This window comes from Vibrio sp. QJM3NY_39, assembly GCF_057785895.1.
In genome coordinates this window covers 1,276,351-1,297,053 of record NZ_CM173505.1, presented here as the reverse complement: position 1 = coordinate 1,297,053, position 20,703 = coordinate 1,276,351, and the positions used below count along the sequence as shown (strand labels likewise).

Sequence of the window (20,703 nt, the reverse complement as noted above, 5' to 3'; positions counted from 1 at the left end):
TAGTTCGCGTAAATTAGCAAGATAGCGAATTTAAACGCCCTCAATTTAGTGAAGTAAAATAAGGATATCTCAATATGTGGTACGTGATTTTTTCTCAAGACGTCGAAAATTCATTAGAAAAACGCCTAAGTGTTCGCCCACAACATCTAGAACGCCTACAAACACTTCACGATGAAGGCCGCCTTTTGACAGCAGGTCCAATGCCAGCGATTGATTCAGATAACCCTGGTGAAGCGGGCTTCACAGGCTCTACTGTGATTGCTGAATTTAATTCTTTAGACGATGCACAGGCATGGGCAGACGCAGACCCGTACATTGCTGCTGGTGTGTACCAAAATGTGATTGTTAAACCATTCAAGAAAGTATTTTAACGTGAAAAAATGGATTATCGGTTCACTGGCTGCTGTTCTGCTTGCAGGCTGTAGCTCATCAAGTGAACAAGACAAACAAAGACAGCTAGAAATGATGGCGCAGCATCGCGCTGGCGTTTTATCCGCAGGCCTTCCGATTGAGTATGGCCCGCTGTCGGTCATGCGCGTGCTGGCAAAGAACACGGTTATCGAAATCATGATGATCTACAACCAAGATGCAAAAGGTGCTAAACCTTTAAACCAAGTTGTAGACATGAGTGTGAATAGCTACTGCACCAACTCTGAAGTAAGAGCGAACCTCGACATGGGCTTGGCTTACAACATCAAGATTCGCAACACTCGCGGACAACTGATCGTTGAGAAGCTGATCAGTAAAGAGACGTGTCAAAGTAGCAGCTAGTTTCTAGCTCGAGATTCGAACAAGTATAAAACCAGAAGGCCTCGTAAATGCGAGGCCTTTGTTGTGGTTCATCGTGGATTAACGGATCAATCAAAATCTTAGACTGAATTATATCTCAGCTGATTCCCACTCTTTACGCAGTGTCTTAGTCGCCGTAACTAAGTTAGTTAGTGCGGCTTCTGTCTCTGCCCAGTTACGAGTCTTTAATCCACAATCTGGGTTCGCCCACAAACGTTCTGCTGGGATTTTTTCTGCTGCTTTCTTAAGTAAATCAACAATCCACTCTTCAGAAGGAATGTTTGGTGAGTGAATGTCATAAACACCCGGTCCAATCGCATTCGGGTAGTTAAACTCTTCAAACGCTTTCAGTAGCTCCATGTTCGAACGAGAAGTCTCAATGGTAATCACGTCGGCGTCTAGCGCCGCCACTGAATCAATGATCTCGTTGAACTCGCTGTAACACATATGGGTATGAATCTGAGTTTCTGGTTTAGCACTCGCTGCTGAAATCTTAAAGGCATCCACTGCCCACTCTAGGTACTCTGCATGGTCGCGTTTTTTCAAAGGCAAACCTTCGCGAATAGCAGGCTCATCTATTTGAATGATGTTGATCCCTGCATCTTGTAAATCCGAAACCTCATCACGCAGTGCAAACGCCAATTGATTCGTAATCTCTTTTCGTGAGATGTCTTCACGTGGGAATGTCCAACACAAGATAGTGACAGGCCCTGTCAGCATCCCTTTCATCTGCTTCGAGGTCAGAGATTGGGCATAGGTCGACCATTCCACCGTCATTGGTTTTTCACGCTCGATATCCGCAACCACAATCGCAGGCTTCACGCAGCGAGAGCCATAGCTTTGTACCCAACCAAACTTGGTGGTTTGAAAGCCTGCTAAGTTTTCCGCAAAGTACTCCACCATGTCATTACGCTCGGCTTCACCATGCACAAGCACATCCAAATCTAAGGCTTCTTGACGCTTAACAGCATCTGCGATGTGACCTTTCAGTGCAGTGTTGTATTCCGACTCATTCAGTTTTCCAGTGCGGTAAGCACTGCGTTGAAGACGAATTTCCCCTGTTTGTGGGAACGAACCAATGGTTGTGGTTGGTAATAGCGGTAAACCCAACACCTCAGACTGATGCGCTGCGCGTTCTGCGTATGGAGCACTGCGCTCTGCTAGTGCTTTAGTAATGGTATTGAGTCGAGCTTGAACTTGCGGCTTATTCACATGAGTCGCGCTCTTACGTGCAACGATAGGTTGGCTGTGAGTCTCACACGCCAAAATGGCATTTTGATCGCCATCTAACGCCGCACCTAATAAGCTCACCTCGGTCACTTTCTGTTTTGCAAAGGCAAACCAACTCTTCACTTCTTCGCTAAGCGTCTCTTCTAACTCAAGGTCAACCGGGCTATGCAGCAGTGAACATGAACTTGCGACCCACAGCTTGTCTCTCAGCTTCTCTTTCACAGGTTGCAGTAACTCAAGCTGAGAAGCTAAGTCTGCTCGCCAAACATTGCGTCCATTGATTGCACCCGCAGAAAGTACCCAATCTTCCGGTAACTTATTCACCACTTCATCAAGTTGCTGCGGTGCGGCAGCCAAGTCGATGTGTAAGCCGTTGACGGGCAATTCCACGATCTTGCCTAACGTATCAGTCACAGAATCAAAGTAAGTGGTCAGCAATAGCTTCACATCGCCTTGAATCACTTGATAAGCCAGTTTGAATGAATCAGCCCACTTAGTCTCAAGTTCCAGAGATAGAATGGGCTCATCGATTTGCACCCACTCAACGCCCAACTTGGAGAGTTTTGCCAGAATCGCTTGGTAAGCAGTAAGCAAACGCGGCAACAAGGTTAAACGCTCAAAGCCCTCTTCCACTTCTTTACCTAGATATAAGTAAGACAGCGGGCCGAGAAGTACAGGCTTAACTTTGTGTCCTGCTTTTATCGCTTCACTCACTTCGTCAAACAATTGTGGCCAACTCACCTCAAACGAATCGTCTTTACTGAACTCAGGAACAATGTAGTGGTAATTGGTGTTGAACCACTTAGTCATGTCAGAAGCCGCCGAACTGTCTTTAGTGCCATCATTAGACGTATGCGTACCACCGCAGCAAGTAGACTGAACTTGAGACTGACCACGACCAACACGAAACAAGGTATCCAGATCTGGGAAGGCTTTTTCATCTTCAGAACCACCAGCATGACGCTTTGGAACGTGGCCTAGAAGTAGAGTCGTTGTCAGAACATGGTCGTACCATGCGAAGTCACCCGCAGTTGCAAAGCTTAGATTCGCGTCAGCTTGTACATTCCAGTTACGATTTCTTAATTCGCTACCGAGTTGTTTGAGCTCAGATTGATCGATTTCACCCCGCCAGTATTTCTCGAGCGTGAATTTAAGTTCTCTTTTTTCGCCGATACGTGGGTAGCCAAGAATATGCGTTGTTGTCGTCATGAGTCTGTTCCTTATTCGATAATTTTAATTTCCGGTCAGATTGCCTTTTATGATTTTTACTTTTCCACAAAGGCGTCTGGATGGCTAAACTATCGCCTTAATCCGATCTATGGACAACGTCCAAATATTCATCTTGTTTATTAATAATATTCATCTTGAATCATCCAAAGATGAACAGTTCAAATCCATCTGGACATCTAGACGTTTACAAAAGAGCAAAAACACCGTAGGGTGATTATTAAGAAATATTGAATTGGCTTAGGGAATATGAGGAATACTCATGATAGAGCTTAAACACCTTCGAACATTGACCACCTTGAGAGACAGCGGATCGTTAACAGCAACTGCGACCTCTCTTCACCTGACTCAGTCGGCGCTTTCGCATCAATTGAAAGACCTTGAAGCGCGTATTGGCGGTCAGCTTTTCCTACGAAAAACTAGGCCAGTGAAATTTACCTCTGAGGGTGAAATCTTGCTTAAGCTCGCGGATGAGATACAGCCAAGAATCGCTAAAGCAGAGAATGAGTTAGCGAGCCTAAAAGAGGATGTGAATGGTCGTTTGCACATGGCGATCGAGTGTCACTCATGCTTCCAATGGCTAATGCCCGCTTTGAAAGAGTACCAAGTTGCTTGGCCAAGCGTGACGCTCGATTTCTCGTCAGGCTTTGGTTTTGAGCCGCTGCCCGCATTAATGGCAGGTGAGTTAGATTTGGTGATCACCTCTGATATACAGCCTCGTTCTGAAGTTCACTACGAACCGCTTTTCGATTTTGAGATGCGCTTGATCACTGCTATCAACTCTCCTTTAGCCGAAAAGCCGAGTATTGAACCGCAAGATCTTAGTGATATTACGATGCTCTCTTATCCGGTTCAAAAGCAGCGTCTCGATGTAGTGAAGCACTTTTTACAACCTGCAGGCGTTGAACCAAAGAAATGGAAACAAGCAGACAACACATTGATGCTGGTACAAATGGTGTCGGCAGGACTCGGGGTTGCTGCGTTACCAAACTGGGCGATCAGTGAATTTTCAAGACAAGGACTCATTGCCAGCAAACCATTAGGCAAAGGGCTTTCAAGAAGGTTGTTCGCAGCGGTAAGAAACTCAGAAAAAGACAAACGTTACCTGCAAGCTTTCTTTAGCACGGCAAGACAGCAAAGTAAGAGTCACCTAGATGGCATTGAGGTCGTTTAAGAGACTCGTTGTTAGGTTATGCCTGCGTTGAACCTGATAGGCATGTGCCAGAAACAAAAAGTCACAGATTAGCTGTGACTTTTTTCTTTTAACTTTAGTACCGACGATGGCGGTACTTATTCATTCTCGATAACTGGCTCACAATCGATAACTAGTTCATTCTCGATAACTGACTCACAATCGATAACTAGTTCATTCTCGATAACTGGCTCACAATCAATAAAACATGCGCCAGTTTGTTGCTTATCTAGGATAAGACTTAAACTGGTTAGTTAATGGATCGTATTGATAGCCAAGCATATCAAGCTTACCTACAACACTTTCTATATCCATTTCATACATACTGATCAGCTCTTCAAAGCTATCGCATTCTAAGCGAAGTTTTTCATTCACGATTCCCAGCAAAATAATGCTATCGAAACCTTTGACGTTGCTTAAATCCATCCCGAACTCCTAACGAACACACCGACTAGATTTAAGTTTAGAACGCTTACCAACACCACGCTAAAAAACAGATCACACTTTTTCGATTCAACACCGAAAGGCTTGTGAGATCAGTAACCTTCTACATAGCCCAAACTGGCGTTAAACCAACAGCCGCCGCCAATAACATCAACAATGAAAGAGTCAGCTGAAACTTTTCAGGGGTTTTGACAAACAGCAAATGCCAACACCAAACCACGATAGAAGAGATAAGCAAAGCAAAGCTAAACAACAAAGTTGAAATAACAGGTTCTAGTTGCGCTTCAGACAGTGAATAAACGTTAATCACGGTCGCCAATACCACCAACATGCCACTTAATACGCCCACAACAGGCAGAACGCGGTGAAATGCTTGTAAGCGCGTTCTTGCGATAGTCAGGAGTAAATGACCAAACGCAGACCCCAACAGTGCCACCAGCAGTAAAGTAGTAATAATACCGACGGTAGTTGCTTGCTCAGTCGCTTGAATAGCAACGTATGAAAGCGCCAAACCACACGCAAGGTACATCACCCAGATAGGGCCTGAGTCACGTGTCTTCTTAGTTTGAACTTGAGAATAGAAATAAAAGATCGCGAACACGACCAGAAAGGCTTCAATTCTTAATGAGGCAACAGCAAGCCAAAGCACGCCAATCGCAGGTAACATCTTGTGAATACGGCCACGTTGACCAGGGCAAATGTCACCCTTCACTAAGATTAAAGTTAAGATCAGTTGGGCTCCTAATAACATGGGAGCAAATTGTACTAATAATGATTCGACCATTGTGGATCTACTTATTCAGACTTATTTTCGCGAATAATATCAAAAACTGCTGCGAACACTAATCAAAATCACAAATTAGCGACGTTATTCAAGGCTTCAACTATGCTGTTGTATGGTTCTTTTGTCAGCATTATCTGCAAAATGGCGAAAGACATCAGAACTAACAGGGGCATGTTCTACTGGCTAGTCTAGCCTCATGCCGCTATAATTCCCGCCTCAAAAATCAGAGGTTGAAATATGTACAGCGATATCACTCCTATTCACGAACACAAAAAATACTGGGCCGAGTGCTACGGAACAGCACCCTTTTTGCCTACCAGTAGAAAGGAGATGGATGCTCTTGGATGGGATAGCTGTGACATTATTATTGTAACTGGTGACGCTTATGTCGATCACCCGAGTTTTGGTATGGCTATCATTGGCCGTTTACTTGAAGCTCAAGGTTTCCGCGTGGGCATCATTGCCCAACCAAAGTGGGACAGTAAGGATGCCTTCATGGGACTGGGTCGACCTAACCTATTCTTCGGCATCACTGCGGGTAACATGGATTCCATGATCAACCGCTATACCTCTGATCGCAAACTTCGTCACGACGATGCCTACACACCAAACAATGAAGGTGGTAAGCGTCCTGACCGTGCAACTCTGATTTATTCTCAACGTTGTCGTGAAGCCTACAAAGGCACACCAATCGTACTTGGTGGTATTGAAGCAAGCTTACGTCGCGTTGCACACTACGACTACTGGTCTGATAAAGTTCGTCGCTCTGTATTGTTTGATGCAAAAGCAGACATTCTTCTTTTCGGTAACGCCGAGCGTGCGCTGGTTGAAGTTGCACACCGCCTTGCTGATGGTGAAGAGATCAGCAACCTAACAAACATTCGCGGTACTGCAATCAACCTGCCTGCAGCGCCTGAAGGTTACAAAATTATCGATTCTTCTCGTATCGAAAAACCGAACAAAGCTTACGTTCCGGTTAACCCGTACGAAGTAGAAACGCAGTGTGATACCAAGAAAGATGAAAAAGAAGAAGTAAAGGCGCAGCCAATTACGATTCGCCCTTCTCGTCACGATGCAAAAACAACCGCAGTTCGTATCCCTGGTTTCGAAAAGCTCAATAACGACCGCATTCTTTACGCTCACGCTAGCCGTATTCTGCACCTAGAGACTAACCCGTATTCAGGTCGTGCTCTTATTCAGCGTCACGGTGACCGCGAACTATGGGTAAACCAAGCGCCAATTCCTCTTGCTACAGAAGAGATGGATTATGTGTTTGGCCTTGCTTACAAGCGTGTTCCTCACCCTATGTATGGCAAAGCAAAGATTCCTGCATACGACATGATCAAAACCTCGGTTAACATCATGCGTGGTTGTTTTGGTGGTTGTTCTTTCTGTTCAATCACAGAGCACGAAGGTCGTATCATTCAGAACCGTTCGAAAGAATCGATCTTGGATGAAATCGAAGATATTAAAGATAAAGTACCTGGCTTTACCGGTACCATTTCTGACTTGGGTGGCCCAACAGCGAACATGTATCGCCTAGGTTGTTCTGATCCTAAAGCTGAAATTAACTGTCGTCGCCCATCATGTGTGTTCCCTAAAATCTGTGAGAAACTGAACACAGACCACCAGCACACCATCGACCTTTACCGCTCAGCGAGAAAGGTTCCGGGCATCAAGAAAGTGATGATCGCATCAGGTGTTCGTTATGACCTTGCGATTGAGTCTCCAGAATACGTACGTGAGCTTGTGACTCACCACGTTGGTGGTTACTTGAAGATTGCTCCAGAGCACACTGAAAAAGGCCCTCTGGATCTGATGATGAAACCGGGCATGGGCACTTACGATCGTTTCAAAGAGATGTTCGAGAAGTACAGCGCTGAAGCGGGTAAGAAACAGTACCTAATTCCTTACTTCATCTCTGCTCACCCGGGCACGGAAGATGAAGACATGCTTAACCTTGCGTTGTGGCTGAAAAAGCATAACTACGAGTGTGACCAAGTACAGAACTTCTACCCATCGCCAATGTGTAATGCGACGTCAATGTACTACTCAGAGACCAACCCTCTGAAACGCGTGAAATACAAAAAACGTGAAGATGTTCCTGTACCGAAAGGTGATCGTCAACGTCGTCTGCATAAAGCACTGCTTCGTTACCACGATCCAGAGAACTGGAAGATCATCCGTGAAGCACTGATCAGCATGGGCAAAAAGCACCTAATTGGTGACAAAGCGAACTGCTTAGTCCCTGAAGAAGATTTTGAAGCTCAGACACCGGCACAGCGCCGTAAGTCTGGTCGTCACGGCTCACAACGTTTTGCAACTAAGCACAGTAAAGCTCAACCGGGTCTTGGCGGAGAAAGCCCACGTAACCATTCTAAGCCAGGTGGCAATAAGCCTAAACCGGGTGGTAAGAAGCCAACAGGTAGCCAAGGTAACGGCAATCAGGGCAACGGGAAGCAGAACGGTAATGGTAACGCGAATAAACCAGCGACTGGTTTCATCAAAAAAGCCCCTGCTAGCCAGCAATCACAAGGCAACGGCGGCGGAAATGGCAAGCCAAACCGCAGCAAAGCAGGCAATGGTCAAGGTGGTAAACCAACAAGTAACGGAAAGAATCGCCAGCGCGCAACACAGCGTTAATATAGCGACCCCATTTACTTGGTTATCATAAAAATACAAAGCGCATCTATTTAGCTGCGCTTTTTTGTGTCTGTTACTAATGAACGACCCGAAGGTTTCACTTGGTTATGTGATTACAAGGGATTCTAACGGGTGAAGACCCAATACTGGCTAAACAAATAGTTAGTGACCATGCCCACCAAGATACCTACGGCCATCGCGATAAATACAGCCCCAGTAAATGCAGGAAGCAATTCAGTCATCAGCTTAAAGCACAGCAAATTAGGTATCGCCGATATCGATGCGGAAAACATGAACTTTTGCCACTGAATCAACTTCTCTGACCAACTATCCTGCCCTTTGAAGTCAAAAGTTAGCACTCGATTACCAAACCATGTTGTCGTGGCGGCTGCAATGAAAGATCCTATCCGTGCACTCATCAAAGGCAGCCCAACGGCATAATGCAGTAATGCAAAAACTAAGCAATCAACAACAAATCCGCCAACACCAACCACAGCAAATCGAACCACCTTGTGGTGAGACTGTAACCTCTGACTGTGCGTTTGAAGCTTGTTGTTGAACATTCGTAACCCCGAGTTAACGCTAAACATCGCTGCCACTTTGAATATGACTCAACGATAGATTTGGCTTGATGCTTGAGCTATGACAGCTGAATAAAGCACGCTTTATTTTCACCGTTGGCTCTAGAATACACGTTAATGCGTTCTCTTTAATCTTGGTTTCCACTTCAGATCTTTTACCAATCAGATAGAACTTATCAATGCCATCTAGCTGCTCGATATCGAGAAGTCTTTTCGCTTGACCATGACTGTAAAATTGCCCAGAGAATGGTCGTTTACCCACGTAAAAGCTTGGCGCAGAATCCGTAATCTGTTCGAAGATAATGCGGTCACTTTTCTCGTTCGCCTTGCCGAGATTCAGGTAGACCATCGCAATCATTAGCAACACAGGTAGAACCAAAGCCACGCTCGAGAACCACTTCTTATCTTTTTCCACTACGAGTATAGCAATCAACAAGCCAAGGGCCGGAATACCTGGCAGGACGTACGCTGGGAGAATATTGCCCGCCATAGTGAAAAGAATCAGAGGTGAAATCAACCAACAGACAAGAAATGAAAACAAACCGCGATTTTCAGTATTAATTTCTGCAATTTTCTTACGTCGAGCAAATGCCAATATAGGTAATACAATCGACCACGGCGCAGCCGCTTGAAGCCAAAACAGCCAGATCATACCTCTTGCTTGGTCATGGGCAGAGCCGTACAGATCGCCCTCCCAGCCACTCACAACAAAACGCTTAAAGTGCTCGCCAACAATAAAGTAATCAATAAAGCCCGGTGTTGCCATTTCAGCCATGATGTACCAAGGCAAAGCTATTGCTAGCATCACACCCAAGCCAGACAACAATGGAAAGCGTTGCCAAAGCACTTTGAAAGCGCCAAAGAAGCCATGTTGTAATACTAACCAAGGGAAAACTGCGATGCCCATAATGACAATCGCTACTGGCCCTTTTGCAAGCAAGCCTAACGCTAAACCAATGAAACCGACATAACCCCAAGATCGATTAGTCTTCGCACTGCCTTCGCCTTTCCAACCCTCTCCTCCTAGCCAACACAAGTAGAAGCCTAACATGGCAATGGTCATCGCTAAGGTTAACGCGATGTCTGTCATCACAGCGCCCGCGGCAATAGAGAAAATACCGCATGTCGCCAACACTACCGCGGCAACCAACGCACTTTGCCCAGTTCGCTTCGCCATGTAAGCGGTTAACAAAATCGTCGCTACTCCCGCTAACCAGTGAGGTGCACGAACAGCAAACTCACTCAAACCAAACAGCTCAATCCCCGCAGCACTCATCCATGTGAACAACGGTGGCTTGCCCCAAAAAGGAATGCCGTAATCAAACTGAGGTGTTAACCAATTACCGGTTTCTACCATCAAGCGAGCCATTTCTCCGTAGCGCGCCTCCGTAGTATCCATTAACGGATAAGTCGCCAAAGATAGGAGTCTTAAAACCAGTGCAAAAGCCAACAAATACCATAGGTGCGTTCTGTTCAGGCTCATGCTGACTCCTCTAATTTGAAATGTGTTTTTAATGCAGGTGTATCGACCACCGATTGGATCAGATACAAAGGACGATTCTTGGTTTCAATGAAAATACGACCTATGTACTCTCCCATTAAACCAATACTCAGGAGTTGAATACCGCCAAGGGCAAGTTGCACGACCATCATTGACGGATAGCCCGTGATGGGCTCACCAAACATAATGGTTTTGAATACGATGAAGACGCCATACACAAAAGCAGTAAGTGCCACTAAACCACCTAATGCGGTAGCAATGCGCAGTGGTCTGATAGAGAATGAGGTAATGCCATCCATCGCCAATCCGATGAGCTTGAGATAGTTCCACTTGGTCTCACCACAGAAGCGAGCATCACGCTTAAATTGGAGCGTCGCTTGTCGGAAACCCGGCCATGAAAAAATGCCTTTCATGTAGCGGTTACGTTCTGGAAGCTGATTGATATGGTCGACAACTTCTCGGCTTAACAGTCGGAAATCACCCACATTTTCAGGAACATCAATCTTCGCAGCCACATTCATTACTTTGTAAAAGCTCGCTGCTGAAAACTTCTTAAACCATGTTTCACCGTCGCGCTGGCTACGCTGCATATTGACGACGTCATAACCCTCGCGCCACTTGGCAATCATTTGCGGGATAAGCTCAGGAGGATCTTGTAAGTCAGCATCTAGCAAAATCACCGCTTGTCCACGACAGTGCTCAAGGCCTGCGCTCATCGCTGATTCTTTGCCAAAATTACGGCTTAAACCGATAACAGAAATTGAGCTATTGATTGAAGTGAATGAACTCACCAACTCTAAGCTGCTGTCTTTGCTACCGTCGTCGACATAAACGATTTCACTCTTGATGGGTAAGCTATCAAGCACCTTGGTAAGGCGAGAGTGGAACTCTTCCAATACCTCTTGTTCATCATAAAAAGGCACAATGATAGACAGAGAAACCGCAGGGTTGATCTGCGATGTGGAGACTTTAGGGCGGCTTATATGAAGTTCAGACATAATACGTTCTTCTATTTTTTAATCTGAATCCAATCTACCCTCCCATAAGTGAAAGTTATGTTATTGACATATTTTTCACGCTCACTCAGGATAATGTTACCGTCTATTTCTGTATGAGAATCAAAATGAAACGAGTTCTATTAGTCGAAGATAACCGTGAAATCGCAGGTGTCTTGTTTGATTATTTTGAGTGTATTGGCATGGAACTCGATTATGCGGACAACGGCGAACTCGGCCTGCAACTCGCGTTGGAAAACTCATTTGATATCATCATATTGGATCTGATGTTGCCAAGAATGGACGGCCTCACGGTTTGTAATAAACTGCGAGACCAAGGCAACGCAACGCCTATTCTAATGCTTACCGCGTTAGATAGCCGAGATGACATGTTGAAAGGGTTTGAGCATGGTGCCGATGACTATCTAACCAAACCTTTTGATTTGGATATTTTGGAAGCCCGAATGAAAGCGCTTGTTCGTCGTTACCGAGGAAAAGTAGCTTCTTCTAAGCTTCAGTTTGATGAACTCACCATTGATCAAAAAACCCGTAAAGCCTACCGTAAAGACAAACTGCTCGCACTTAACCCAACCACTTACACCATCCTTGAGATGCTGTGCCAAAAAGCACCTGAAGTAGTGACTCGTGAAGATATTTCCTACAAGCTATGGCAGGAAGACGAACCCAACAACGATGTGTTACGTAGCCATATCTATCAGCTGCGTAATCAACTCGACAAGCCTTTTGACACCCAAATGTTGATTACTGTCCCTAAAGTAGGATTCCGTTTGGAGTCTTCAAATTGATTTTGAACGTTCTCACTAGCACTAAAACTCTAACTGGCCGCCTAGCGGTTTTCTTTGGGGCAATGGCGGTCATTGTCTCGGTCTTTACCTACATAGTGTTTATGTCTGCACTTTATCTATCAGAAGATCGGGTGGGCGAAAGACGTATCTTGATTGACCGAAACTATGCGGTCGAGCAATTTCAGTCAGGGGAGAGTGGTAAAATTCGCATCGATGGTCTTACCATGGCATACAATGACCCTTCATTCATCCCTATCGAATACCGGAAATACATTGAAGGTAAAGAGAGCTTTGTTGGTGAGGTAGGAGAAGAGCCTGATTCACGAATGGTGTATGTCGGTGAGTATTCTGACAAAGGGAAAACCTATCCAATCATCCTTTTATCTGAAGTTGACCGCGTCGAGTTTAGTCATGACGAATTGGTGTACGCAACAACATTCGTTTTAACATTACTTTCCATTTTAATTTTTAGCTTTGGCGCTTTGCTCTATCGATTATCGAAACGACTGATAGAACCTTTCAACTTACTTTCAGAGCAACTTGAGACAAATAAATTAAACCTAAGTGAAGAGTTCGGTGTAAGTGATGACGCCGCCGTTGAGTTTCGCCAATTAACTGATCAGCTTAATCAATATCGTCGTGAAATTAATTCATTACTCAAACGAGAACAAGCCTTTGCTCGTTATTCAAGTCATGAGTTAAGAACCCCACTAACGGTCGCTCGTGGTGCGAATAAATTGCTATTAAGAAGCGAAACAACGGAATTTCAATCTCGTCAGGTTGAGCGCATTGATGAAGCCATTATCCAGATGTCAGAAATGGTCGATGCCCTACTCGGTTTAGTTCGTTATGAAAGAAACAGTGACGATGCACCACTGCGCTTGTTTAGTCAGCAAGAGTTAGAAGCTATCGTTTCCAAGAATTCATTACAGGCGGATGAAAAGCTAGTCGAGATATCCCTACACATTCAATCAGAGCCTACCATTCAAGCCACCAGCGCGATCATGAATATGTTGGTCGGCAACTTATTGAGAAATGCCATTGCAGCGACCAATAGTGGTACTGTCACTGTTACCCTGTCCGAGCAGAGTATTGTGATTGAAGACCAAGGTGAAGGCCTTCAGGAACAATACAATCCGAATGGTCATGGATTAGGTTTATTGATTGTCGACGACTTGTGCCAACGCTTCCATTGGGACTTTGATTTGGTCAATCGTAACTCTGGAGGGTGCACTGCCAGAATCGCCTTTCAGACAGATTCACCCTCGCCCATACCAGAGCAAATAAACTCGTAGTACTAAGTTCAATATCCAACGAAAACTTGATTTAGTTGGTTTACAGCACTTGCAGGCTACTAGATACTCGTTAGTCCAATTTGATTTTAAAATGCTGGCTTTTTAGTCAGCATTTTTACTAAGTGCGATGAAACTAAATAATAGCCCTGTAACTCAACATCAATTTAACGATCACACTTTTTTCTTAAAGCGTGACGATCAGCTGCACTCCCACTTTTGCGGCAATAAAGCCCGCAAATTCATGAAGCTGCTGGAAGACGATCACCCAGAAACTACAACATTGATCAGCTATGGTTCTGCGCAGGCTAACTCTCTGTTCTCACTCGCGGCACTGGCAAAGATCAAAGGTTGGACGCTTGAGTTCTACGTCGACCACCTTCCCCAGTGGCTACTAGAACGCCCAATAGGTAATTACCGTGGTGCAGTAGACCTTGGTGCGAAGGTAATTTCAGTCAAAGAGACAGGCTCTGAGCTTCATCCACAGGAGTATATTGAGCAAATAAGACAGCCAGATTCTCAGTGCATTGTATTGCCTGAAGGTGGACGCTCTCAGCTTTCTGAATACGGCGTGAAGCAACTGGCGATGGAAATACTTAGCTGGACGCGTTTCGAAAACAAACACGATTTCGTGGTTGCACTACCAGCAGGCACCGGCAGTACGGCTCTGTATCTACATAAGCATTTAAAAGTGCACAACATCCTGGTGTTAACCTGCGCTTGTGTTGGCGGCAGTGACTACCTTACACAACAATTTAATGAGCTTGGTGAGTCCGATCATCCACAAATACTGCCGCTCAAAACCAAGCACCACTTTGGTAAGCTGTATCAACAGGACTATCAAACCTGGTTGAACTTACAAGAACAAACGGATATTGAATTCGATCTGCTGTATGACCCATTAATGTGGCAATGTTTAGAACGATGGCAAGATAACAACCCAACCAAAACCATTATCTATATCCATCAAGGTGGCATCTTGGGCAATGAGTCGATGTTGCCGCGCTATCAGCGAAAATATCCGGAGATGAGCATTAGCAAAACCAACGCATCTTGGTAGTTGTTTTCCTTTATTCCCCAGTTTAGCTATTCAAGTTTTGGTAAGCTGAAAACATCACAAAACAGCCATAACACTCCCTCTCGATGGCTATTCATCAGCAATAGCCACCTGCTCTCCCTGCCATACATTTCAAGTTAGAAACAGAAATCTGGCGAGAATCATCGCGTTATCTATACTTTCGATTGGAACGTCTCTGTCATAGAAAGGAATAACGCATGCGAACACTCACTACGCTAGGCTTGTTTTCAGTTTTGCTGCCCTTCTCTGCAATTTCGGGAGAAAACGTCACTTATCAAGTCGACGGTATGGATTACGAAGGTTATTGGAGTGAAGCCAGCGACCAAGCGCCTTTAGTGCTGCTAATACATGATTGGGACGGCTTAACTGATTACGAAAAAAAACGTTCTGAAATGCTCAACGAACTCGGTTACAACGTGTTCGCCATCGACCTATTTGGTAAAGGCATCCGCCCAACCGAAGTCAAAGACAAAAAGCAACACACGGGCGAACTATATAAAGACAGAGAAAAAATGCGCGCACTACTTAATGCGGGAGCAATGGAAGCGAAAAGACTTGGCGGCAACTTAGATAACAACGTGATGATGGGATATTGTTTTGGCGGAGCTGCTGTTTTAGAAGCCGCGCGTGCGGGCATCCCATCGAAAGCTTATGTCACTTTCCATGGTGGTTTATCAACACCGAAAGGCCAAGATTACTCTCAGACTAAAGCGCCTGTCGTCGTATTCCATGGCACAGCAGATTCGATGATTTCAATGCAAGATTTTGGCAACCTCGCCGCTGAACTTGAAACGACCAAGGTTCCACATGAAATGATCACTTATAGTGGAGCACCACATGCGTTTACCGTGTTCGGCTCCAATAATTACCAAAATGAAGCCGACCAAAAATCATGGGAACGCTTTACTCAGTTGTTAAGTTCGGTATCTCGTTAACTTTCAATCTTGGTAACTGTTCAACGACAACCTATTACCTAATTCGTATTAATTATTAGCGAGTATTTCTCTAACTTTGGTGTCCGTCACTCAAAAAGAAAGCGCTTTCTTGCAGTGTGTCACTATTATCAATTAAGCACTCTGAATCAGATATGCTTTTTTAACTGTGAGAAATTATGAAATATTTAGCAATACTACCAGCGGTATTCGCACTAAGCGCCTGCTCAACAGTGACAGAGTCACCGGTTATCTACCACAAAACGTCTCCGGGGCTGGAATCACTACAAAACAACGAAAACTGCTGCGAAACCCTGAGTAACATTCAATATCAAAACATCGCGAATCCACAAGAAACATTCGTTTCAATCACTACAGCAAGCCCAAAAGTGGAGTTTAAATCTGGCCGCTCTTTTGCTGAGGGGATTAAGCTTCCGACCACGCTAGATGCTATTCGTTTCTCAGTGACTTCAAATGCGGGTTATTCTACGTTCGTCCCATCACTTTTAGTTTTGGACCAAAACTACCAGCCGTTAGATGTTATTGGCAATGAAAGCATTAAGTACCAACCACTTAGCCTGCTTGATGGTGCACAATATGGCGCACAAGTAGAACTTCAGGAACGTTACTTAAACGGCGAGGCTCCTGCTTACTTGGTCGTATTCACAACCAGCGAAGCACTCTCAGAAACAACTCCCGTCGAAAAACCAAGTGATATGGCAATGCGTTCTGGTGATATCCAAGCAAACATTGCTCACAATACGGACTACGAAATCCCCCACTCTGCGATCGGAAAAGTCTCCTTTGATTTTGAATTCACAGCAGTAACGACTGTTGTTGAAGAACAAAATCGTCAAAAGCGAGTTCAACAAATCATTCCTGAAGCAAGCGCAATAAAGTCTGATCTGTTAACGGAGAATCCCTTAAACCAGAAAGAGGTTTATAGCACTCTTATTGAAAACTCAGTTTCATCGGGAGACTTCAGCGCAGCACTGACTTACGTTGAAGAATCTGAACGACTAGGTATTGAGGGGATGCGAAACACCTTTGTTGACGCGATGAAACAATATCAAAAAGCACAATAACTCAGCCTCAAAGTAGTCGTTTATTTTCTCTCACTTTACCTCTTTTTTGAGCAAACGAGAGTTAAATAAACGACTGTTATCCCTCAGCCCTATTCAGGCATAAACGAGAATTCTAATTGCTCTAATTCTAAGCCTAATTTGATGAATTCAATATCCAACGAATAAAAGCCTTTATCCAGCTTAACAGGAAGCCCCTCAACTGAAACTGTCTCGCCATTAGTACCATTCACTGATAGAGACATCGCATACACGTTATTGAGACTTAAACTACACGCAGATTGAGCTAAAGTGCCGCTATCGTAATTAACAATACCTGCACATCGATACACACCAGCCTGTTTAACTTCCAAAACAATGCTGCGGTTTTCTCTGATATTAAGTGGTAATTCTATTGTACGTTGCTCCGCCGTCAGAGAGCAAAAGTCCCCATCAGTTTTACTCTGTTGTTTATCAAGATTTTGGGGCGCCTTAAAGCTCTTAACTGGATCAAAAATGACTAATGGGCGATCCATTGCTGGAGAATCCATAATAAAGCGACAGATATTTATCGCGCTTCGTTGCAACTCTCCCAAACTCAACATCCCATTTTCAAGCGCCTGTAATGTATCGTCGTTTGATGCGTTACTTTCAGCGCCATCGTGCTCAACGACCATATACAGATCATTTTGAGAGCGAAGCATAAAGGATGTGTAACTTCGGCTTTCAGAACCTCCTTTGATTGGGTCATTCATTTTTGCCCACCAATCCGTCATCACTATCCCTTTATAGCCCCACTCCTTTCGAAGAATAGTAGTATTGAGGTCGTAATTAGATGCAGCCCAGTGACCATTGATGGGGTTGTAAGCGGTCATAATGCTTGAAGCTCGCCCTTGCCTTACCGCTATTTCAAAAGGCCTTAGATGAATCTCACGGAGCGCTCGCTGAGAAACCACACTATCAACATCAAATCGTCCAGTTTCTTGGTCGTTCGCAACCAAATGTTTGATAGTACCGGACACGCCTGCAGATCTAAGCCCAGAAACCTGAGACGCCGCCATAGCTCCGGTCAAAAGAGGATCCTCAGAAAAATACTCGAAGTTTCGCCCGTTCAAAGGATGACGATGAATGTTAATCCCAGGCCCAAGCAATGTATCAATATGATTGGCTTGCATCTCTTTCCCTACTAAATAAAACAGTTGTTCATTCAGTTCTGTATTCCATGTGCAGCCCAATAGCGTGCCAATCGGGACTTGTGATGCTTTGTGTCCACTATCCATTCGGATACCCGATGGGCCATCAGCAGCCGCAACAATAGGGATACCTAAATCAAACAAGCTTGGTGATACACCACCAAAAGCCGCAGCCGTGCCAGGGGTTACCTTGGGGCTGCACATGCCTTCACCACGAACAATTGTCGCCAACTGTTGTACCGTCATTTGCGATACAAACGCCTCAATATTCGCCAGTCCCTGCTTCACATCAAGCAACTTGATTCCCTTATCTTCACTAAAAGGAATCGAAGTTGGGAGTTCAGTTAGGATACGTTTGCTCAAATCTACACTTCGTAGTGGCACAGATTCATAGTCGCAACTGTAAACCCCATTTTGCCCTATCTCTTTTGGAACGAGCCTTTTAAAAGCGGTGACGGGTGCCAGAGCTTCCGTTAGTTGCTCAACAACTATTAGTTCATCAACTTTTATGCTTTCGTCAACCAGCCTTGCTTGTCGAACGCTGCCTCCCAAATAGAACTGATATTCCCCTGCTTCAAGTACATAGCTAATAGGGTGGCCCGTCTTACCACTATCATCAAATGACGCTAACGAAGATAGAAGAAATGAAACCTTCACACGTGCTGTTTCATTTGGAGCCAATGTGGGTGTTTTTGCAAACCCTGTAAGTGCTCTAGATGGCTTCCCCAGTTGGCCTTGAGGCGATTCAACATACAATTGAACAACATCCTTACCACTGTATTTCTCGCCTATGTTTTTAACTTCAATATCGAAGACCAACTCTTGTTCAGAGCCGGTTCCAAGAATCGTTAATGCATTTAATTTATTGGAAAAATTGGTGTAGGAAAGCCCGAAACCAAATTCAAATTGAACGGCTTTTGGGTTAAAGGTTTCAAAGTATCGGTACCCAACATAGATATCTTCTTGGTACAGATTACGCTCTTTATTTCCGAAGCTAGCGCTGGAAGGGTAATCAGATAAAGAGTGCGCAATAGTGTCGGTCAAACGTCCACTCGGGCTAACATCACCTGATAAAACATCAGCTAATGCATGCCCACCTTCCATCCCTGCAGCCCAGCTATACAAAATCGCCTTGATCGACCTTGCATCTTTGAGTGAGCGTACCCATGACATATCAATAATGTTGGTCACGTTCAGTATCACAATGACATCATCAAAATGTTCCGTCACTTTCTCCAACATTTGCATTTCGAGCGCGGTTAAATTGTAACTGCCTTGCTGCTGTGCATTGTCTTGATCCTCACCCGCCGTCCGACCGATAAAGATAATGGCTTTGTTAGATTTGGCGGCAGCATCCATCACAACAGAAGTTGAAAGAGGCATTTCATCTTGAAACCAAGGTTCTGCTGCCCAACCACCACCGCCGTCATTGAACGGGTTGTCCTTGACCCAACGTTGGTATACCTCCACCAAACTGAGATTAAGATTGATGTTTGGATTTTCATACAAGCCATATAATGCATTTACGGAATAAGGCACGTTCACCGCTCCACCCGATCCAGTGCCACTTCGGTAGGTATCAATCTGACAGCGACCAAAAAGAGACACCGTATCACTAGTCTGCAATGGTAATATTGAATCACTATTTTTTAGTAGCACAATGCCCTCAGTAGCCGCTTGTCGACTTATGGGTGCAAGCTGCTTCTGTGCTTCGAGAATTTCCACAGTATTCATTTTGAGTCCTACCATTTTTTACCTAGAGCAAAAATTTGACCTCTCGCTCTAAAAGTTAATATTGTCTTTGTTCAAAAAATAGTAATCTTAACCACGGCGTGTAACTACCAAATAAGCGACAGTTATGGGTAAAATAGCGACATGAAAACCAAGTTTAGACTCCAGAGTCATCAGAGATATCCCCAGATAAAATTTGCCTATGTCGATGGGCATCACGATTTCGACTTTGACGTACATAGCCATGACTTTTCTGAACTTTTCTTAGTTGTGAGTGGTAGCGGGAAGCATACGGTAGCTAGCCACACTTACCCTTTAAGTACAGGAGATGTATTTGTTATTAATGGGGATATTGAGCATGGATTTTGTGAAGTAAATAAACTGAAGATTGTAAACTTGATGTTTGATACGGCATTGCCTTTTTTTGAGGTTCCTCCAATGCGTCAAATGCCGGGCTATCAAGCACTTTTCAAGGTAGAACCGATTGCTCGACAAGCGTCGGAATATCAAGCAAAGCTTACGTTATCAGTTTCTCAGTTGAAACGAATCAATGAACTTCTACAACAAATCAAATCGGAATACGACAATGCAGAACAGGGGTTTGAAATCATATTGACGAGCACAATGCAGCAACTTGCGATAGAACTTGCTCGGCGATATCAAGAACAGACCCATAGCTTACCAAAAACAACCCTAGCATTGAGCCGTGCTCTCGCACATATTGACCGTCATTACAAAGAAGTAGGATTAGATACAGAAGCCATTGCACAAGCGGCGTATATCAGCAAAAGGCAACTAGAAAGGTTATTCAGGCAGTTTTTAAATACATCCCCGAACCAATACATCAAAGGCCTTCAAATTAGACACTCGGCAACCTTATTGTTAAACGACAACAAAAGCATCCAACACATTGCTGAGTCTTGCGGCTTTTCTGACAGCAATTATTTCTCCAAGTGTTTTAAGACCCAAAATGGATGCAGCCCTCGAGAATTTAGAAAGCAACATTCTTCCCATAACTCATAATCCTTTGCCCCTTAAACCTTAAACCTTAAAAGATTAGATATGTCACACATAAAAAAACCGCTTCTTTCGAAGCGGTCAATGAGTATCTTTGGCAAGAACACATTTGAAAAGAAATTCAAATATGGAAGACTCATAGCAATAAAAATGAAACTCTTTGTGCTGCTAGGAAAGAGTTCAACTATTGCAATAAATAGGGATATC

17 protein-coding genes are annotated in these 20,703 nt (G+C 44.4%); 10 read left to right on the top strand and 7 right to left on the bottom strand.

Features of this window, described 5'->3' with window-relative positions:
- Window positions 1-74 precede the first annotated feature (74 nt).
- On the top strand, window positions 75-371 hold the full coding sequence (locus AC3CHU_RS05875; RefSeq protein ID WP_004736512.1) for a YciI family protein: 297 nt from the start codon (window positions 75-77) through the stop codon (window positions 369-371).
- Window position 372: 1 nt separating this feature from the next.
- Window positions 373-771, top strand: a complete 399-nt coding sequence (locus AC3CHU_RS05870; RefSeq protein ID WP_029225239.1) for a GspS/AspS pilotin family protein — start codon at window positions 373-375, stop codon at window positions 769-771.
- A gap of 108 nt (window positions 772-879) precedes the next feature.
- Here the strand turns inward: AC3CHU_RS05870 and metE are convergent, their stop codons facing one another.
- On the bottom strand, window positions 880-3,228 hold the full coding sequence (gene metE, locus AC3CHU_RS05865; RefSeq protein WP_488525230.1) for a 5-methyltetrahydropteroyltriglutamate--homocysteine S-methyltransferase: 2,349 nt from the start codon (window positions 3,226-3,228) through the stop codon (window positions 880-882).
- A gap of 280 nt (window positions 3,229-3,508) precedes the next feature.
- Here metE and AC3CHU_RS05860 point away from each other — a divergent pair, with 280 nt between their 5' ends.
- Window positions 3,509-4,420, top strand: a complete 912-nt coding sequence (locus tag AC3CHU_RS05860) for a LysR substrate-binding domain-containing protein (protein WP_017094462.1) — start codon at window positions 3,509-3,511, stop codon at window positions 4,418-4,420.
- A 243-nt stretch (window positions 4,421-4,663) separates the two neighbouring features.
- Here AC3CHU_RS05860 and AC3CHU_RS05855 read toward each other — a convergent pair whose 3' ends face one another.
- Both AC3CHU_RS05855 and AC3CHU_RS05850 read right to left on the bottom strand, forming a co-directional pair.
- A complete protein-coding gene (locus AC3CHU_RS05855; protein WP_004736508.1) occupies window positions 4,664-4,864 on the bottom strand; it encodes a DUF4250 domain-containing protein in 201 nt (66 codons plus the stop codon).
- Window positions 4,865-4,985: 121 nt separating this feature from the next.
- Complete coding sequence (locus AC3CHU_RS05850) at window positions 4,986-5,666, bottom strand: hypothetical protein (protein WP_488525229.1); 681 nt, start codon at window positions 5,664-5,666, stop codon at window positions 4,986-4,988.
- Window positions 5,667-5,996: 330 nt separating this feature from the next.
- On the opposite strand from AC3CHU_RS05850, the gene AC3CHU_RS05845 reads away from it, so the two are divergent.
- Complete coding sequence (locus tag AC3CHU_RS05845; protein ID WP_488525228.1) at window positions 5,997-8,309, top strand: YgiQ family radical SAM protein; 2,313 nt, start codon at window positions 5,997-5,999, stop codon at window positions 8,307-8,309.
- 125 nt (window positions 8,310-8,434) lie between these two features.
- On the opposite strand, the gene AC3CHU_RS05840 is transcribed toward AC3CHU_RS05845, so the two are convergent.
- Genes AC3CHU_RS05840 through AC3CHU_RS05830 form a run of 3 tightly spaced genes read right to left on the bottom strand, consistent with a single transcriptional unit; the run spans window position 8,435 to window position 11,389 of the window.
- Complete coding sequence (locus AC3CHU_RS05840) at window positions 8,435-8,899, bottom strand: GtrA family protein (RefSeq protein WP_054547326.1); 465 nt, start codon at window positions 8,897-8,899, stop codon at window positions 8,435-8,437.
- Window positions 8,892-10,373 carry an ArnT family glycosyltransferase gene (locus tag AC3CHU_RS05835; RefSeq protein ID WP_473575783.1) on the bottom strand — a complete coding sequence of 494 codons (1,482 nt, stop codon included), beginning with the start codon at window positions 10,371-10,373 and terminating at the stop codon, window positions 8,892-8,894. Before AC3CHU_RS05835 ends, AC3CHU_RS05840 begins: the two co-directional genes overlap by 8 nt.
- Complete coding sequence (locus AC3CHU_RS05830) at window positions 10,370-11,389, bottom strand: glycosyltransferase family 2 protein (protein ID WP_488525227.1); 1,020 nt, start codon at window positions 11,387-11,389, stop codon at window positions 10,370-10,372. The genes AC3CHU_RS05835 and AC3CHU_RS05830 overlap by 4 nt, the downstream gene beginning before the upstream one ends.
- A gap of 125 nt (window positions 11,390-11,514) precedes the next feature.
- Here AC3CHU_RS05830 and AC3CHU_RS05825 point away from each other — a divergent pair, with 125 nt between their 5' ends.
- The 5 genes from AC3CHU_RS05825 to AC3CHU_RS05805 all read left to right on the top strand — a co-directional run bounded on the left by AC3CHU_RS05825 (window position 11,515) and on the right by AC3CHU_RS05805 (window position 16,579).
- Window positions 11,515-12,192 (top strand): response regulator transcription factor, encoded by a 678-nt coding sequence (locus AC3CHU_RS05825; protein WP_029405344.1) that lies wholly within the window; start codon window positions 11,515-11,517, stop codon window positions 12,190-12,192.
- On the top strand, window positions 12,189-13,487 hold the full coding sequence (locus AC3CHU_RS05820) for a sensor histidine kinase (protein ID WP_488518074.1): 1,299 nt from the start codon (window positions 12,189-12,191) through the stop codon (window positions 13,485-13,487). Before AC3CHU_RS05825 ends, AC3CHU_RS05820 begins: the two co-directional genes overlap by 4 nt.
- Before the next feature lie 127 nt (window positions 13,488-13,614).
- Window positions 13,615-14,544, top strand: coding sequence for a pyridoxal-phosphate dependent enzyme (locus AC3CHU_RS05815; RefSeq protein ID WP_488525226.1), 930 nt, complete (start codon window positions 13,615-13,617; stop codon window positions 14,542-14,544).
- A gap of 215 nt (window positions 14,545-14,759) precedes the next feature.
- Window positions 14,760-15,497 carry a dienelactone hydrolase family protein gene (locus tag AC3CHU_RS05810; protein WP_054547321.1) on the top strand — a complete coding sequence of 246 codons (738 nt, stop codon included), beginning with the start codon at window positions 14,760-14,762 and terminating at the stop codon, window positions 15,495-15,497.
- Between the two features lie 176 nt (window positions 15,498-15,673).
- Entirely contained in the window at window positions 15,674-16,579 is a 906-nt protein-coding gene (locus AC3CHU_RS05805) for a MalM family protein (RefSeq protein WP_054547320.1), read from the top strand.
- Between the two features lie 89 nt (window positions 16,580-16,668).
- Here AC3CHU_RS05805 and AC3CHU_RS05800 read toward each other — a convergent pair whose 3' ends face one another.
- The gene (locus AC3CHU_RS05800; RefSeq protein ID WP_488525225.1) at window positions 16,669-19,482 is read right to left on the bottom strand and encodes a glycoside hydrolase family 3 protein; all 2,814 of its coding nucleotides are present in this window, start codon (window positions 19,480-19,482) and stop codon (window positions 16,669-16,671) included.
- 141 nt (window positions 19,483-19,623) lie between these two features.
- Here AC3CHU_RS05800 and AC3CHU_RS05795 point away from each other — a divergent pair, with 141 nt between their 5' ends.
- Window positions 19,624-20,502 (top strand): helix-turn-helix domain-containing protein, encoded by an 879-nt coding sequence (locus AC3CHU_RS05795; protein WP_488525224.1) that lies wholly within the window; start codon window positions 19,624-19,626, stop codon window positions 20,500-20,502.
- The last annotated feature ends 201 nt before the right edge of the window (window positions 20,503-20,703 follow it).

What these genes read in the sequence shown, in the direction of transcription:
- AC3CHU_RS05855 (WP_004736508.1), bottom strand. Translation starts at nt 4,864, where the DNA reads ATGGATTTAAGCAACGTCAAAGGTTTCGATAGCATTATTTTGCTGGGA.
- AC3CHU_RS05830 (WP_488525227.1), bottom strand. Translation starts at nt 11,389, where the DNA reads ATGTCTGAACTTCATATAAGCCGCCCTAAAGTCTCCACATCGCAGATC.
- AC3CHU_RS05860 (WP_017094462.1), top strand. Translation starts at nt 3,509, where the DNA reads ATGATAGAGCTTAAACACCTTCGAACATTGACCACCTTGAGAGACAGC.
- metE (WP_488525230.1), bottom strand. Translation starts at nt 3,228, where the DNA reads ATGACGACAACAACGCATATTCTTGGCTACCCACGTATCGGCGAAAAA.
- AC3CHU_RS05845 (WP_488525228.1), top strand. Translation starts at nt 5,997, where the DNA reads ATGGATGCTCTTGGATGGGATAGCTGTGACATTATTATTGTAACTGGT.
- AC3CHU_RS05815 (WP_488525226.1), top strand. Translation starts at nt 13,615, where the DNA reads ATGAAACTAAATAATAGCCCTGTAACTCAACATCAATTTAACGATCAC.
- AC3CHU_RS05805 (WP_054547320.1), top strand. Translation starts at nt 15,674, where the DNA reads ATGAAATATTTAGCAATACTACCAGCGGTATTCGCACTAAGCGCCTGC.
- AC3CHU_RS05875 (WP_004736512.1), top strand. Translation starts at nt 75, where the DNA reads ATGTGGTACGTGATTTTTTCTCAAGACGTCGAAAATTCATTAGAAAAA.
- AC3CHU_RS05850 (WP_488525229.1), bottom strand. Translation starts at nt 5,666, where the DNA reads ATGGTCGAATCATTATTAGTACAATTTGCTCCCATGTTATTAGGAGCC.
- AC3CHU_RS05795 (WP_488525224.1), top strand. Translation starts at nt 19,624, where the DNA reads ATGAAAACCAAGTTTAGACTCCAGAGTCATCAGAGATATCCCCAGATA.
- AC3CHU_RS05840 (WP_054547326.1), bottom strand. Translation starts at nt 8,899, where the DNA reads ATGTTTAGCGTTAACTCGGGGTTACGAATGTTCAACAACAAGCTTCAA.
- AC3CHU_RS05810 (WP_054547321.1), top strand. Translation starts at nt 14,760, where the DNA reads ATGCGAACACTCACTACGCTAGGCTTGTTTTCAGTTTTGCTGCCCTTC.
- AC3CHU_RS05835 (WP_473575783.1), bottom strand. Translation starts at nt 10,373, where the DNA reads ATGAGCCTGAACAGAACGCACCTATGGTATTTGTTGGCTTTTGCACTG.
- AC3CHU_RS05800 (WP_488525225.1), bottom strand. Translation starts at nt 19,482, where the DNA reads ATGAATACTGTGGAAATTCTCGAAGCACAGAAGCAGCTTGCACCCATA.
- AC3CHU_RS05825 (WP_029405344.1), top strand. Translation starts at nt 11,515, where the DNA reads ATGAAACGAGTTCTATTAGTCGAAGATAACCGTGAAATCGCAGGTGTC.